Origin of the sequence: Rhodoferax sp. OV413, assembly GCF_945881795.1 — a bacterium.
Classification (GTDB): domain Bacteria; phylum Pseudomonadota; class Gammaproteobacteria; order Burkholderiales; family Burkholderiaceae_C; genus Allorhodoferax.
In genome coordinates, this window is record NZ_CAMCVG010000061.1 from 1 (window position 1) to 13389 (window position 13389).

Below are 13389 nucleotides of genomic sequence, written 5' to 3' on the forward strand. Positions count from 1 at the left end.
CGGGCCGCCACGGCCAGGTCGTTGAATACACAAAATCCGCCGCCCTTGTGCGAATAGGCGTGGTGTGTGCCGCCGGCCAGGTTGGCCGCCAGGCCCTCGCGCAGCGCCACCCGGGCCGCCGCCACAGTGGCGCCCACTGAGCGCAGCGCCCGCTCGGCCATCGCCGGGCTCCAGGGGAAGCCAATCTCGCGCAGCACCGGGGGCTCTGCCGTGCCCTGCAAAATCGAGTCCACATACGCCGGCGTGTGCACCAGCGCCAGCTCACCCTCGGTGGCGGCAGGCGCCTCAATGAGGCGTACGGCGGGCAATTCGGCCGCAATGCGGTCGCGCAACATCCGGTATTTCGCCATCGGAAAGCGGTGCCCCTCGGGTAGCGGGAGCACAAACTGGTCGGAATAAAAAGCTTGCATGGAGGGATTGTGGATCGGCTTGTGGATATGCCGGCTCCGGGGTATAGTGAGACTACATGGAGTCACAAATTAGGCTTGTAGCGTTGTGTTACCAGATAAAGCCACAGGGAATTTCATTCATGGAAACCATTCAGATTCGTGAGGCCAAGGCCAGCTTCTCCGCCCTGGTGGCATCGGCAGAAAAGGGAAGGCCCACGCTGATCAGCCGCCACGGGCAGCCCTGCGCCATGATCGTACCGGTGGCGGACGGCGCGCGTCTCTACCCCCTTGAAATGCCCAACCTGGTCAATTACCTCTTGTCCATCCCCCAGGCTCTAGAGACGGAGCGCGACACCACCCCACTGCGGAGCGCGGATTTTGCATAAGGGGTATCTGCTTGATACCAGCGTGGTGTCGGCGCTGGCCCCGGGCCGGGAGGGATTTGTTCCGACCGGCCTTATGGAATGGCTCCAAAACAACCATACAAGCCTGTTCTTGCCCAGTATCGCGGTCGCGGAGATGGCGCAGGGCATTAGCAAACTGCGCCGAAGCGGGGGTGTAGCTAGGGCAGAAAGCTTGGAGGTGTGGATGGACGGATTGCTCGCAATCTACGCCGACCGCATTCTCCCGCTCGATGGCGCCGCCGCCCGCGTGGCTGGGCGTATTGCCGACGCGGCAGTCGCCCAAGGCCGCCATCCCGGTTTTGCGGATGTTGCCATTGCTGCCGTGGCCCAGCACGCACAGCTTTTGCTGCTCACCCGCAACCTCAAACACTTCGAGCCATTGGGCTTGCCCTGTGTCGATCCGTTCATCGCATTACCGCTCGCCCAAGTCAGTTCCGTATAGGCGCGGGCCGTCGAAGCACGGTCTGCGCGAAGCGGCTTCAAAAAGTGAGAAAATACGCGTTTTCACTCCACCCCTTACAGGATCGCGACATGGGCAACAAAATCTTTACCGAAGCTGACCGCAAAGCTACTCCACGTCCCACCCCCCTGGCTGGCCAGAGCCTGCCCACACCCGGCCGCGGACAGCGCCTCAGCCTCGAGCGTGGCGTTGCCACCCGCAGCAAAAAGAACCCCGGCAAGCGTCACCGCTAAGCCCCGCACGCCGGTGGCTTGGTCCTCCGGTTTGTCAAAACAAAAGTCCCTCCTCGCGAGGGCCTTTTGTTTTGTGGAGCGCGTTAATGAGGGCACGCGATTTATGCCGCGTACACCGCTTCCCAGCTGGCAAAGCCTTTGATTTCAATGGGGTTGCCGCTGGGGTCGCGCAGGAACATGGTGGCCTGTTCACCGGGCTGGCCGGCAAAGCGAATCTGCGGCTCCAGCACAAAGGTTTGTTGGTGGTCCTGCAGGCGTTGTGCGAGGGCGCGCCAGTCGTCCATGAGCAGCACCACGCCCAGATGCGGCATAGGTACCAGGTGCGCGCCGACATGGCCAGTGTTGGTGGTGTGAAAAGGCTCGCCCAGGTGCAGAGAAATCTGGTGTCCGAAGAAATCGAAGTCCACCCAGGTGGCGGTGCTGCGCCCCTCCTGGCAGCCCAGTACGCCGCCATAAAAGGCACGCGCGGCGTCCAGATCGTGTACGTGGTAGGCCAGATGGAACAGTGCGCGCATGGTGTTTTCTCAGGGTGATGGGTGCATGGTAGCGCTTAGCCGGCGCCCGATTCGGGCGCCGCACCCAATCGCCAGAGGGTGGTGATCTCGCGGCTGCGGGCGGCGTGCAGAGGGTCGTTGCCGTCCTGCGCCCGGGCGTGCTGGGGGCGGGCGTGGCTCTGGCCCAGCACGACCAAGCCGGCGGCGGCAATGGCGTCGGGCAGCATGCCGGCGCTGCGCAGGCCTAAGCGCACAGCAAGGTCTGAGAGGATGAGCCAGCCTTCGCCTCCAGGGGCTAGATGTGCGCTCAGCCCGGCCAGAAAGGCCAGCAGCATGCGGCTGTTGTCGTCGTACACCGCAAACTCCACCGGCGCCCCGGGCCGTGCAGGCAGCCACGGCGGGTTGCACACAACCAGGTTGGCCCGCCCGGCGGGAAACATATCGGTCTGCCGCAGGTCGATGCGGTCGCTCAGGCCCAGCCGGGCAAAGTTGTCCCCGGCGCAGGCCATGGCGCGGGCGTCCTGATCGGTGGCGATGATGTGCATTGCCTGCCGGCGGGCCAACACTGCCGAGAGCACGCCGGAGCCGGTGCCGATGTCAAAAACCACATAAGGATGGGTGGCGGGCGGGGGCGCAGGGGCTGGCAGCTGCGAGGCGGCTGGCAACTTTGCCGCGGCCACGAGCGCAATGTATTCGCCCCGCACCGGCGAGAACACGCCGTAGTGCGGGTGGATGCGGTTGTGGGGCGCCTCCCCCAGGTCCGGCACCTCCACACCGGTGCGCCGCCATTCGCTGGCGCTGCGTATGCCCAGCAAATCGCGCAGGGATGCAACGCTGGGCGGACCGTCCGCGGGGGCAGCGCCCCAGGCTTCGGCACAGGCCTGTCTAGCGTCGGGCGCGCGGCCCAGCGGGATGCGGTAGTCGGCATCAAACGGCAGCAGCACCATGGCCAGAATGCGCGAGCGCTGCGCCTGTGCCTGGCGTTGCAGGTGGAAGACCTGCGGATCGAGTGGTGCGTCGGGGCTGGCCGACGCGCCGGCGTTCTGACGAGGGGTCGGGCGAGAGTTTGGGTGAGACGTGTCTCCCGCCTTCGCCGCTCCCCGATTTTTGCGGCGCGGCGGCGTGTCGATGCGGCGCTGCAGGGCCTGCAGCAGCTGGCGCGCATTCTGAAAATCGCCCCGCCACAAGAGCGCTGTGCCGCCGCAGGCAAGATGGTAGGCGGTGTCCGCGCTCATGGTGTCGTCGCCCAGCACCACTTTGGCGGGTGCCGCGGCGCCGCGCTCGGAGCGCCATAGGGCTTGGCAGGGCTTGCCGCTTTCGGTCCAGTGGATGTGGGGGCGGGCTGCCGGTGGCGGGCTGGAGTCTGCAAGCGCAGGGCCGACGCTGGAGGAGGAGGGACGCATCGGGCTGCCGTTCTTGGGTGGTGGACAGCGTTTGTAACCCATGAAACCCCCTGTGGCACACTCGCAGCCTCGATTGTTAGACCCCTCACTGGCTGTTCGCCGGCTTTTTCGCAATGCAGAAAATCATCGCGCAAATCGCGCAAGAAATCCGGGTCCGTCCCCAGCAAGTGGAAGCTGCCGTGGCACTGCTCGACGGCGGCGCCACCGTGCCTTTTGTAGCCCGCTACCGCAAAGAAGCCACCGGCGGGCTCGACGACATCCAGCTGCGTGAGCTGGAGGCGCGTCTGTCGTATCTGCGCGAGCTGCGCGACCGCAAGGAAACCGTGCTCAAGAGCATTGACGAGCAAGGCAAGCTCACGCCTGCCTTGCGCGCGGCGATTGAGGCTGCCGCCACCAAACAAGAGGTAGAAGACATCTACCTGCCCTTCAAGCCCAAGCGCCGCACCAAGGGCATGATGGCCCGCGAGGCCGGGTTGGAGCCGCTGGCAGACAAGTTGTTTGCCGACCCCGCACTCGTGCCCGTCGACGAGGCGCAGGCCTTTGTGTGGAAAGAGAAAACCGAGGCCGGTGACGACTTCACCACGGTGCAGGCGGTGCTGGACGGCGTGCGCGACATCCTGAGCGAGCGCTGGGCGGAAGACCCGGTGCTGGTGCAGGACCTGCGAGAGTGGCTGTGGCACGAGGGCTTGTTTCAGTCCAAGCTGATGTCTGGAAAAGACGAAAACCACCCGGATGTGGCCAAGTTTCGCGACTATTTTGACTACGACGAGCCGATTGGCCGCGTACCCAGCCACCGTGCGCTGGCAGTGTTTCGGGGCCGCTCGCTCGACATTCTGGACGCCAAGCTGGTGCTGCCGGATTTGGTGTCAAATTCGGCTTCAGTGCCCGCCGTTACTGCGCAATCAGCTAGCAATTTGGTAGCAAAAACGGCCGCAGCAACCCCTTCGGCATCCGCACGCGCCGCGCCGGCCGTGTCGCTTGCCGAAGCGCGGCTGGCGCTCAAGCTGGGCTGGAGCCACCGCGGGCGGGCCGCGGACGACCTGATCCGTAAATGCGTGGCCTGGACCTGGAAGGTGAAGCTCAGCCTCTCCACCGAGCGCGATCTGTTTGCACGCCTGCGTGAAGAAGCTGAAAAAGTCGCCATCAAGGTGTTTGCCGACAACCTGCGCGATCTGTTGCTGGCTGCACCGGCCGGCCCACGGGTGGTGATGGGGCTGGACCCCGGCATCCGCACCGGGGTGAAGGTGGCGGTGGTAGACGCCACCGGCAAGCTGGTGGACACCGCTACGGTGTTCCCCCACGAACCCCGGCGCGACTGGGAAGGGGCCCTGCACACGCTGAGCAAGCTCTGTATTCAGCACGGCGTCAACCTGATTGCCATTGGCAACGGCACCGCCAGCCGCGAGACCGACAAGCTGGCGGCGGACCTGATGAAGCTGCTGGGCAAGAACCACGACGCAACGAGGACTGGCTGGGTGGCAGGGGGCTCAGCGCAGGTAAAGGAGGAGCCCGCGAAGCGGGCGGGGGACACGGAGCTGCGCGCCCTGCCGCCCAGCCAGCTCACCAAAGTCGTGGTGAGCGAGGCGGGCGCATCGGTCTACAGCGCCAGCGAATACGCCTCCCAGGAGATGCCCGATGTCGACGTGAGCCTGCGTGGCGCGGCCAGCATTGCGCGCCGCCTGCAGGACCCGCTGGCCGAGCTGGTGAAGATTGACCCGAAAAGCATTGGCGTGGGCCAGTACCAGCACGATGTGAACCAGAGCGAGCTCGCCCGCACGCTCGGCGCAGTGGTGGAAGACTGCGTGAACGCGGTTGGCGTTGACCTGAACACCGCATCAGTGCCCTTGTTATCCCGCGTATCGGGCCTCTCTGGCACGGTGGCCAAGGCGGTGGTGCGCTGGCGCGAGGCGAATGGTGCGTTTGGCAGCAGGCAGGATCTTCTGCAAGTTTCGGGTTTGGGCGCCAAAACGTTTGAGCAAAGCGCGGGGTTTTTGCGCATACGCGGCGGCAGCAATCCGCTGGACATGACCGGCGTTCACCCCGAAACCTACCCCGTGGTGGAAAGCATCTTGGCCACCATCGGCAAACCGGTCTCCGAGATCATGGGCCGCGCCGACATGCTCAAGACGCTGCGGCCCGAGCTGTTTGCGTCTGTGCAGTTCGGCGTGATTACCATCAAGGACATCTTCACCGAGCTTGAAAAGCCCGGCCGCGACCCCCGCCCCGACTTCAAAGTTGCCCGCTTCAACGACGGCGTGGAAGACATTGCCGACCTCAAGGAAGGCATGGTGCTGGAGGGCACGGTGAGCAATGTGGCTCAGTTTGGCGCGTTCATCGACCTCGGTGTGCACCAGGACGGGCTGGTCCATGTGAGCCAGCTGGCGCACAAGTTTGTGAGCGACGCGCGCGAGGTCGTCAAGACCGGCGACATCGTCAAGGTGCAGGTGGTGGAGGTGGATGTGGCCCGCAAGCGCATCGGCCTCACTATGAAAATAGGAGCTGATCCCGCAGGTAAGACGGGGGCTGGCGGCTCAAAAGCCTCAGAAAATCGCTACCAGGGACCAGCCCGCGGCGAGCGGCAGGTAGGGCGCTACCAGGACAGCGCGCCGTCCGCCGGCAGCGCGATGTCTGCGGCCTTTGCCAAACTCAAGCGCTAGGAATACCCGATGAACCTGAGTGCCTTGCTGGAACAGCAGTTTTCGCTGCCCAGCATTCCGCGCGTGGTGGCCCTGCTGCTGCACGAGCTCAGGCAAAGCGAGGCGGACCTGCACAAGGTCAACCAGCTCATCAGCACCGACCCGGCCCTCACCACCCGCCTGCTGCAACTGGCCAACACCTCGTTTTTCGGGCAATCGGGAACCATTGGCACGGTGTCCGAGGCACTGGCCCTGCTGAACCTGGGCCATGTGCTAAAAATGGCCGAAGCGGCTGCCGCGGTGGCCTCGCCCAAGGCAGTGGCGGGGGTGCGGCTGTCGCAGTTCTGGGAGTACAGCCTGAATGTGGCGCGGGTCTCGCGCTCGCTGGCAACGCTGGTGCGGCTGAATCCGCAAACCGCGTTCACCACCGGGCTCATTCACGCGGTGGGCGAGTTGGCCATGCATCTGGCCATGCCGCAACGCCTGGAGCAGCTCGACCGCGAAGTGCCGCTGCTGGCACTCAACCGAGCCTATGCCGAGCGTAAGCTGCTGGGCTACTGCTTCGGAACCGTGGGGGCGGGCTATGCCCGGATGTGGCGCTTTCCGCCGGCCATGGTGAACGCGATCGAACACCAATACGCACCGTTTGATAACCATGTGTACGAGCCGCTGGCCGGTGTTGTCCACCTTGCGACCTGGCGCGCGCGGTGCAAAGAGGCCCGCCTGAGCGAGCGCGGCCTGGCGGTCACTTTCCCGGACGCGGTGGGGGTGGCCATGGACCTGAATATCGACATCGTGCTGCAGCAAGACCCGTTTGACTGGGGCGCCCACACCTGAACACCGCATGAAAGCACTTCACATTTACGCCGGCCCTGCGGCCAGGGCTACTCTTGCCAGGCACGGCCTGCAGCCGCAGCACGTTGGCACCATTCCCGGCGCAGCGGGGGGGCCCAAGGGGCTGATCCTGGGGCCCTTGGACCGCTTTGTGTTTGGCGAGTGGCTCCCGCGCTCGAGCCAGCGGGTGGATCTGGTGGGCGCATCGATCGGAGCCTGGCGCATGGCAACGGCATGCCTGCATGAACCGGTGGCCGCCTTCGCGCGGTTGGAGCATGACTACATCCACCAGCACTACGAGCTCGCGCCGGGCCAAAAGCGGGTGAGCGCTCAACAGGTGAGCGAAACCTTCGGGCGCAGCCTGCTGGCCTTTTACGGCGGGCGCATTCCTGAGGTCCTGCAGCACCCCCGTTTCCGGCTGCACATCGTCACCTCGCGGGGGCGCCACCTGCTGCGAACCGAGCACGGCCTACGCACGCCCTTGGGCTATCTGGGCGCATTTCTCACCAACGCCGTCAACCGCCGGGCCATGGGCGCCTGGCTAGAGCGGGTGGTTTTCTCCAGCCCCGAGGGGCCGGCCCTGCCATCAAGCCTCCCGTTTTCTACCAGCGACTACCGCACCCGCCACCTCGCCTTGAGCGAGGCCAACTTCAATCCCGCGCTGCAGGCGAGTTGCTCGATTCCCTTTGTGCTCCAGGCGGTGCACAACATTCCCGGCGCCCCGCGCGGCGCGTACTGGGACGGCGGCATTACCGACTACCACCTGCACCTTGATTACGCGGGCGCGGCGATGGGCGGGGGAGGGCTTGGTAAGGGGGCGGGGGACCTTCCGAGTCTCGTGCTCTACCCGCATTTTCAAAAGGCGGTGGTGCCCGGCTGGCTCGATAAGAGCCTGAAGTGGCGGCATCACGCCAGCCCGTTTTTAGACACCATGGTGCTGCTGGCGCCTAACCCGGAATGGGTCGCCACCCTGCCCAACGCAAAGCTGCCCGACCGTACCGACTTCACCCGCTACGGCAACGATTTGCCTGCGCGGGTTAAGGCCTGGACTACTGCCACCCGCGCCAGTGCCCAGCTGGCCGATGAATTTGCCGGGTGGCTGGATAAGCCCGACATGGGGCAGGTGCTGCCGCTCTAGGCGCTGCGCCTACATCGCGGCCAGCAGCATCTGGCGGTAGTCGTCGGCGCTGGCCAGCCGCGGGTTGGTCTTGTGGCAGTGGTCGGCCAGGGCGCCGGTGATGATGCGGTCAAACAAGTCCTCGCCCACTCCCATGGCCGCCAGGCCTGTGGGCAGGCCCAGGCGTGCATTCATGTCGCGCACCGCCTCGCCCAGATCTGACGCAGAGGCCAGCCCCATAGCGTGTGCCATGCGCTGCAGGCGCTTGTCTTTTTGCACCGACTCCGCGGCCGCGTTAAACGCAATCACGGCGGGCAAAAACATGGCGTTCAGCGTGCCGTGATGCAGGCGCGGGTCCACGCCGCCCAGGCTGTGGCTGAGCGAATGCACGCAGCCCAGACCCTTTTGGAAAGCCATCGCGCCCTGCATGCTGGCACTCATCAGCTGGGTGCGGGCCTCCAGGTCGCTGCCTTGCGACGTGGCGCGCTCAATGTGGGCCCATGCCCGCTCCAGCCCATCGAGCGCAATGCCGTCGGCGGGCGGGTTGAATGCGGGCGCCATAAAGGTTTCCATGCAATGCGCCACCGCGTCCATGCCGGTCGCTGCCGTCAGGAGCGGGGGCAGGCCGAGGGTGAGCTCGGGGTCGCAAATCGCGGTTTTAGGCACCAGATGCCAGCTGTGAAAGCCAAGCTTGCGCCCGTCGTCCACAATCAAAATCGCGCCGCGTGCCACCTCGCTACCGGTACCGCTGGTGGTGGGCACCGCAATCAGCGGCGCCACACGCTCGCTGATGCGGGGCGAGCCGCCTTCGATGGTGGCGTAGTGGGTGAGGGGGCCGGGGTGGGTTGCGGCAATGGCCACGCCCTTGGCGCAGTCGATTGCCGAGCCGCCGCCCACCGCAATCAGCCCGTCGCAGCCCCGTGACTCATACAGGGCGGCAGCCGCGCGCACCGCGGTCTCGGTCGGGTTGGATGGAGTCTGGTCAAACACTGCCACCGGCAGGTCGCCCAGCGCGTCCAGCGCTTTTTGCAAAATGCCGGCCGCTTTGACGCCCGCATCCGTGACGATCAGGGGCCGGCTGATGCCGGAGCGCTCGCACTCGGCGCGCAGCAGCCGGATGGCGCCGCATTCAAACTGGATCTGGGTGAGGTAGTAGATGAGCGCCATGGGGCCTGCGTGTAGGATGGAACGGAGCCCCCACTGTAGCGAGTCCACCCGCCGCCATGAGTCACCACTTTGACCGCCACGCCAACCCCCGCAACCTGCTTACTCCATCGGCCCTGAAAGTGGTGGACGGCATCGCCCGCGCCGGCCATGTGCCGATGCACGCCATGAGCCCGCAACAGGCCAAAGCCGCCTACGCATCGGCGGCCAATGTGCTGGAGCTACCTGTTCAAAAGCTTGTGCGCGTTGAAGACTTCAGCATTCCCGCCCGGGACGGCTATGCCCTGCCGGCCCGCCACTACGCGCCCGGCACGGAGGCGCTGCCGGTGCTGCTCTACTTGCATGGCGGTGGTTTTACGGTGGGCAGCATCGCGACCCACGACGGGCTCTGCCGCAGGCTGGCGCATCTGGCGGGGTGTGCGGTGGTGTCGCTGGAGTACCGGCTGGCGCCGGAGTTCAAGTTTCCCACCGCCCATGAGGACAGCTGGGACGCCCTGCAATGGATTGCGCGGCATGGCGCAGAGCGGGGCCTCATGGGTGAGCGCCTGGCCATTGGCGGCGACAGCGCCGGCGGCACCCTGGCCGCGGCCTGCTCCATCGAAGCCCGCGACCACGGTCTGCCGCTGGCGCTGCAACTGCTCTTCTACCCGGGCTGCGCCGGACACCAGAACACTCCCTCGCACCATCGCTTCGGCAAAGGTTTTGTGATCGACGAGGACGCCATCAGCTATTTTTTTGAGCACTACATTCGCACTCCGACCGACCGGGTTGACTGGCGCTTTGCCCCGCTCGACGGACGCCGGCCCGACGGCTACGAAGCAGACTTGGCCGGCGTGGCGCCGGTGTGGATGGGCCTGGCGGAATGCGATCCGCTGGTGGATGAGGGGCTGATGTACGCCGACCGCCTGCGCATGGCGGGTGTGGCGGTGGATATGGAGATGTACCGCGGCATGGTGCACGAGTTCATCAAGATGGGGCGCGCACTCAAAGAGGCGACCCAGGCCCACGCGGATGCGGCGCACGCGCTGCGGCGCGCTCTGGCAAACGCCTAGGGAATCAGAAGCCCAGCGAGGCCAGCAGATCGTCCACATCGCCCTGCTTGAGGGCTTCGTCGGCGGTTTGGGGGCCTTCGAGGACATGGTTGTCCACGGTGGTGGCCGCTTTGTCGGCCTCAGGCGTGCCTTCGGGGGAGCTGTCAATCAGCAGCTGCACCAGCTGCATTTCGGTGCGGGTGATGATGTCAATCACCTTCTTGATGACCTGGCCGGAGAGGTCCTGGAAGTCCTGCGCCATCATGATGTCGCCCAAAACTTCGGATTGCTTGGTCGAAAACTCTGCGGTCGACTGGGCAAACTTGCCGCAGGTGATCAGCATGCCGCGCGCTTTGTCGGCGCTCAGGTCCTCGCTGGTGGCCAGCCGCTGCAGGGCCTGACCCAACTCGTCGCCGCGTACCTTGAGGTCGTCACAGGCGGGCTTGGCCACTTCAACCAGCGTCAGCACCTTGTTGGCCGCGTCTTCCGTCATCCGGCCGACATAGGCCAGACGGTCGCGCGCATTGGGTATCTCTTCGACGATGCTGTGCAGCTGGTTGTTTCCCAACACGGTGAGCGCCGCGTGCATTTCGCGGGTGATGGCTCCCAGGCGGGCGTAGGCTTCTTCTTGGGTTAGCGTGGAGGACATGAGCGAGTGGTTTCCCTATAGCGCAGGATCAAATGTTGCCCACCTATTATGGGGGGCTAATCCGACAGATTTACCGCTTCCCCCGCAAATTCGGCACGAGGCGTTGGTTTAGAGATCTTCCAACAGTGCATAGGGCAGGGGCATCAAGGCCAAGCCGGATGTCGCGCCGCCGCCGTCCACACTCAGCGCAGCGTCCTGGTAAGACAGTTGCAATTCCACCAGAGCGTCATACCCGCCTGCGGGGCTTGGCGCTGCCTGCACCACCCGCCCAGCCGCTTGTTCGGGATCGCTATCGGCCAGGATTTCCTGCCCGGCCTGCAGCGCACTGCTGCAGTGTGCCAAAAATGTACGCCGCTTGAGCGTGCCGCGAAACTGGCTGCGCGCCACTACTTCCTGCCCGGGGTAGCAGCCTTTCTTGAAATTCACGCCGCCCACCGACTCATAGTTCAGCATTTGCGGCACAAAGGCCTCTACCAGCGGCGCGCTCAGCGTGGCAACGCCGCTCTGCACCTCGCCCCACTGCCAGAGGCTTTCGCTCAGAGGGTCGCCCGGGGGAGTGTCTTGATGGCGGGCAACCAACAGTTGCCGCGCCACCGCTCCTGCGGGGTAGAGCTGGACAACGGTCTGGGGGCCGGATTCAGCGTCTAATTCGGCTTTTACCCAAGGCTGCTCTGCGCCAACAGCTATTTTTTTTGTAGCACTCCCGGCCAACCCCCAGACCGGATAGGCCTCGCTGGCATCCGTCAATGTGGCCTTGGCCCGCATCACAAACATGGCAAGGCGCTTGAGCGTGCCGGCCAAGAGGTCTCGGCTGCAGACCAGAAAGATGTCGCCCTGCAGGTTCTTAAAACCCACAAAGCTCGCCAGCATGCGGCCCTTGGCATTGCAAAAGGCGGCCAGGCGTGCCTCCCCCGGGGCGATGAGCGAAAAATCCTGGGTGAGCTGGCCGTGAATGAATTTGCCGGCGTCTTCGCCCTCAATCAATATCACGCCCAGGTGATGCAGGCGGGCAACGCCATCGGGCAGGGTGGGGCGGCTTGTAAGGTCGGCTGGGGTAGCGGCTGAGAGGGGTTGGGGGGTGCTCATGGGCTGAATTATGATTCCCTGTTTCATCCAGACAGAGAGTAAGGCTGTGCGCTTATTGGTTGCGGTTCTTCTGGCACTGACGGTCCTGCTCGGTGGCGCCTTCGTCTGGATAAAGACGCCCTTGGCGATGGAATCTCCAAGTGTGGATCTGAGCATCGAGCCCGGTAGCAGCCCGCGCGAAGTTGCGAGGCTGGTAGAGGCTTCCGGGGTTCAGGTTCAGCCCGACATGCTGTACTGGTGGTTCAGGCTCTCGGGTAAATCCCGCAAGATCCGGGCCGGCAGCTACGAGCTGGGCCAGGGCACCACGCCCGAGAGCCTGCTGCAGAAGCTGGTGCAGGGCGACGAAGCTTTGCGCGCGGTCACGCTGGTCGAGGGCTGGACCTTCCGCCAGGCCCGCCAGGCGCTGGCCCGGGCCGAAGCCCTGAAGCCGGACGCCCAAGGCCTGAGTGACGAGGCGCTGATGGCCGCGCTGGGCCGTGCCGGGGTCCATCCCGAGGGCCGTTTTTACCCCGACACCTACACCTATTCCAAGGGCAGCAGCGACCTGGCGGTCCTCAAGCGGGCCATGCGCTCAATGGATCAGCACCTGCAGGCGGCCTGGGCGCAGCGGCTTCCAGAATTGCCCTTGCAGACGCCTGATCAGGCACTCATTCTGGCCAGCATCATCGAAAAAGAAACCGGCCGCCTGGCCGACCAGCCGCTGATTTCGGCAGTCTTCAACAACCGGCTTCGCATCGGCATGCGTCTGCAAACCGACCCCAGCGTGATCTATGGTTTGGGTGACGGTTTTGACGGCAACCTGCGCCGGGCTGACCTGCAAACCGACACGCCTTACAACAGTTACACCCGCGGCGGCCTGCCGCCAACGCCGATTGCGCTGCCGGGCAAGGCGGCGCTTCTGGCGGCGGTCCGGCCACAGCCCTCCAAGGCGATGTATTTCGTGGCCCGTGGCGACGGCAGCAGCCAGTTCAGCGCCACGCTGGACGAGCACAATAGGGCCGTCGACAAATACCAGAGGGGACGCTGAGCGACCGGCCATGCAAGGACTATTTATCAGCTTCGAGGGCATTGACGGCGCCGGCAAGTCCACCCACATCGAGGCCGTTCGCCAGGCGCTCCAAGCCACCGGCCGCACGGTAACCCTTACCCGCGAACCCGGTGGAACGCCTTTGGCCGAGCAACTGCGCACCCTGGTGCTGAACGCGCCCATGGATGCCATGACCGAGGCGCTCTTGGTGTTTGCGGCCCGGCGCGACCATATACAGCAGGTGATTGCGCCCGCGCTGGCGCGCGGTGAGGTGGTGCTGTGCGACCGTTTTTCCGATGCCAGTTTTGCCTACCAAGGGGCGGGCAGGGGCTTTGACTGGGGCATTCTGGAAACGCTGGAAATCTGGGTGCAGGGCGATGCAACAGCCCGGGCGGTTGGCCTGAGCGCGCCGGCGCACTCCGGCGGCTTGCTCTTACCGCAGCTCACCATCTGGTTCGATTT

The 13389-nt window shown here is 65.0% G+C and carries 14 protein-coding genes and 1 pseudogene; 9 read left to right on the forward strand and 6 right to left on the reverse strand.

Annotated elements, in window-relative coordinates:
- Positions 1 to 410 (reverse strand): annotated as a pseudogene (locus Q0O05_RS08605) (histone deacetylase); the annotation flags it as partial.
- 119 nt (positions 411 to 529) lie between these two features.
- On the opposite strand from Q0O05_RS08605, the gene Q0O05_RS08610 reads away from it, so the two are divergent.
- The 3 genes from Q0O05_RS08610 (at position 530) to Q0O05_RS08620 (ending at position 1486) form a co-directional block, all read left to right on the forward strand.
- Positions 530 to 775: a type II toxin-antitoxin system Phd/YefM family antitoxin gene (locus Q0O05_RS08610; RefSeq protein WP_293662133.1), complete on the forward strand. Its 246-nt coding sequence runs from the start codon at positions 530 to 532 to the stop codon at positions 773 to 775.
- Positions 768 to 1235, forward strand: coding sequence for a type II toxin-antitoxin system VapC family toxin (locus Q0O05_RS08615; RefSeq protein ID WP_293662135.1), 468 nt, complete (start codon positions 768 to 770; stop codon positions 1233 to 1235). Before Q0O05_RS08610 ends, Q0O05_RS08615 begins: the two co-directional genes overlap by 8 nt.
- Positions 1236 to 1324: 89 nt before the next feature.
- Positions 1325 to 1486, forward strand: a complete 162-nt coding sequence (locus Q0O05_RS08620; RefSeq protein WP_293662137.1) for a hypothetical protein — start codon at positions 1325 to 1327, stop codon at positions 1484 to 1486.
- 101 nt (positions 1487 to 1587) lie between these two features.
- Here the strand turns inward: Q0O05_RS08620 and Q0O05_RS08625 are convergent, their stop codons facing one another.
- Together Q0O05_RS08625 and Q0O05_RS08630 are read right to left on the reverse strand one after the other, a co-directional pair.
- Positions 1588 to 2001 (reverse strand): VOC family protein, encoded by a 414-nt coding sequence (locus Q0O05_RS08625; RefSeq protein ID WP_293662138.1) that lies wholly within the window; start codon positions 1999 to 2001, stop codon positions 1588 to 1590.
- Positions 2002 to 2036: 35 nt separating this feature from the next.
- A complete protein-coding gene (locus Q0O05_RS08630) occupies positions 2037 to 3383 on the reverse strand; it encodes a class I SAM-dependent methyltransferase (protein WP_293662140.1) in 1347 nt (448 codons plus the stop codon).
- A 113-nt stretch (positions 3384 to 3496) separates the two neighbouring features.
- On the opposite strand from Q0O05_RS08630, the gene Q0O05_RS08635 reads away from it, so the two are divergent.
- The 3 genes from Q0O05_RS08635 to Q0O05_RS08645 are packed head-to-tail and all read left to right on the forward strand — an operon-like array spanning position 3497 to position 7991.
- The gene (locus Q0O05_RS08635) at positions 3497 to 6040 is read left to right on the forward strand and encodes a Tex family protein (RefSeq protein WP_293662142.1); all 2544 of its coding nucleotides are present in this window, start codon (positions 3497 to 3499) and stop codon (positions 6038 to 6040) included.
- Between the two features lie 9 nt (positions 6041 to 6049).
- Positions 6050 to 6856 carry an HDOD domain-containing protein gene (locus Q0O05_RS08640; protein ID WP_293662144.1) on the forward strand — a complete coding sequence of 269 codons (807 nt, stop codon included), beginning with the start codon at positions 6050 to 6052 and terminating at the stop codon, positions 6854 to 6856.
- A gap of 7 nt (positions 6857 to 6863) precedes the next feature.
- Complete coding sequence (locus tag Q0O05_RS08645) at positions 6864 to 7991, forward strand: phospholipase (RefSeq protein WP_293662146.1); 1128 nt, start codon at positions 6864 to 6866, stop codon at positions 7989 to 7991.
- A 9-nt stretch (positions 7992 to 8000) separates the two neighbouring features.
- Here the strand turns inward: Q0O05_RS08645 and Q0O05_RS08650 are convergent, their stop codons facing one another.
- Positions 8001 to 9137, reverse strand: a complete 1137-nt coding sequence (locus tag Q0O05_RS08650; protein WP_293662147.1) for an iron-containing alcohol dehydrogenase — start codon at positions 9135 to 9137, stop codon at positions 8001 to 8003.
- Between the two features lie 56 nt (positions 9138 to 9193).
- Between Q0O05_RS08650 and Q0O05_RS08655 the strand changes: the two genes are divergently transcribed.
- The gene (locus tag Q0O05_RS08655) at positions 9194 to 10186 is read left to right on the forward strand and encodes an alpha/beta hydrolase (RefSeq protein WP_293662149.1); all 993 of its coding nucleotides are present in this window, start codon (positions 9194 to 9196) and stop codon (positions 10184 to 10186) included.
- 4 nt (positions 10187 to 10190) lie between these two features.
- Here the strand turns inward: Q0O05_RS08655 and Q0O05_RS08660 are convergent, their stop codons facing one another.
- Both Q0O05_RS08660 and Q0O05_RS08665 read right to left on the reverse strand, forming a co-directional pair.
- Positions 10191 to 10814 (reverse strand): protein phosphatase CheZ, encoded by a 624-nt coding sequence (locus tag Q0O05_RS08660; RefSeq protein ID WP_293662150.1) that lies wholly within the window; start codon positions 10812 to 10814, stop codon positions 10191 to 10193.
- Between the two features lie 108 nt (positions 10815 to 10922).
- On the reverse strand, positions 10923 to 11900 hold the full coding sequence (locus Q0O05_RS08665; RefSeq protein WP_293662152.1) for a folate-binding protein: 978 nt from the start codon (positions 11898 to 11900) through the stop codon (positions 10923 to 10925).
- Positions 11901 to 11910: 10 nt separating this feature from the next.
- On the opposite strand from Q0O05_RS08665, the gene mltG reads away from it, so the two are divergent.
- Positions 11911 to 12927: an endolytic transglycosylase MltG gene (gene mltG, locus Q0O05_RS08670; RefSeq protein ID WP_293662154.1), complete on the forward strand. Its 1017-nt coding sequence runs from the start codon at positions 11911 to 11913 to the stop codon at positions 12925 to 12927.
- Between the two features lie 10 nt (positions 12928 to 12937).
- On the forward strand, positions 12938 to 13389 hold a 452-nt coding region (gene tmk, locus Q0O05_RS08675), incomplete at its 3' end, for a dTMP kinase (RefSeq protein WP_293662156.1).

Bases quoted from the DNA above. Each gene is read 5' to 3' on its own strand.
- Q0O05_RS08610 (WP_293662133.1), top strand. From the start codon at position 530: ATGGAAACCATTCAGATTCGTGAGGCCAAGGCCAGCTTCTCCGCCCTG.
- mltG (WP_293662154.1), top strand. From the start codon at position 11,911: ATGATTCCCTGTTTCATCCAGACAGAGAGTAAGGCTGTGCGCTTATTG.
- Q0O05_RS08625 (WP_293662138.1), bottom strand. From the start codon at position 2,001: ATGCGCGCACTGTTCCATCTGGCCTACCACGTACACGATCTGGACGCC.
- Q0O05_RS08620 (WP_293662137.1), top strand. From the start codon at position 1,325: ATGGGCAACAAAATCTTTACCGAAGCTGACCGCAAAGCTACTCCACGT.
- Q0O05_RS08650 (WP_293662147.1), bottom strand. From the start codon at position 9,137: ATGGCGCTCATCTACTACCTCACCCAGATCCAGTTTGAATGCGGCGCC.
- Q0O05_RS08645 (WP_293662146.1), top strand. From the start codon at position 6,864: ATGAAAGCACTTCACATTTACGCCGGCCCTGCGGCCAGGGCTACTCTT.
- Q0O05_RS08635 (WP_293662142.1), top strand. From the start codon at position 3,497: ATGCAGAAAATCATCGCGCAAATCGCGCAAGAAATCCGGGTCCGTCCC.
- Q0O05_RS08630 (WP_293662140.1), bottom strand. From the start codon at position 3,383: ATGCGTCCCTCCTCCTCCAGCGTCGGCCCTGCGCTTGCAGACTCCAGC.
- Q0O05_RS08655 (WP_293662149.1), top strand. From the start codon at position 9,194: ATGAGTCACCACTTTGACCGCCACGCCAACCCCCGCAACCTGCTTACT.
- Q0O05_RS08665 (WP_293662152.1), bottom strand. From the start codon at position 11,900: ATGAGCACCCCCCAACCCCTCTCAGCCGCTACCCCAGCCGACCTTACA.
- Q0O05_RS08640 (WP_293662144.1), top strand. From the start codon at position 6,050: ATGAACCTGAGTGCCTTGCTGGAACAGCAGTTTTCGCTGCCCAGCATT.
- Q0O05_RS08660 (WP_293662150.1), bottom strand. From the start codon at position 10,814: ATGTCCTCCACGCTAACCCAAGAAGAAGCCTACGCCCGCCTGGGAGCC.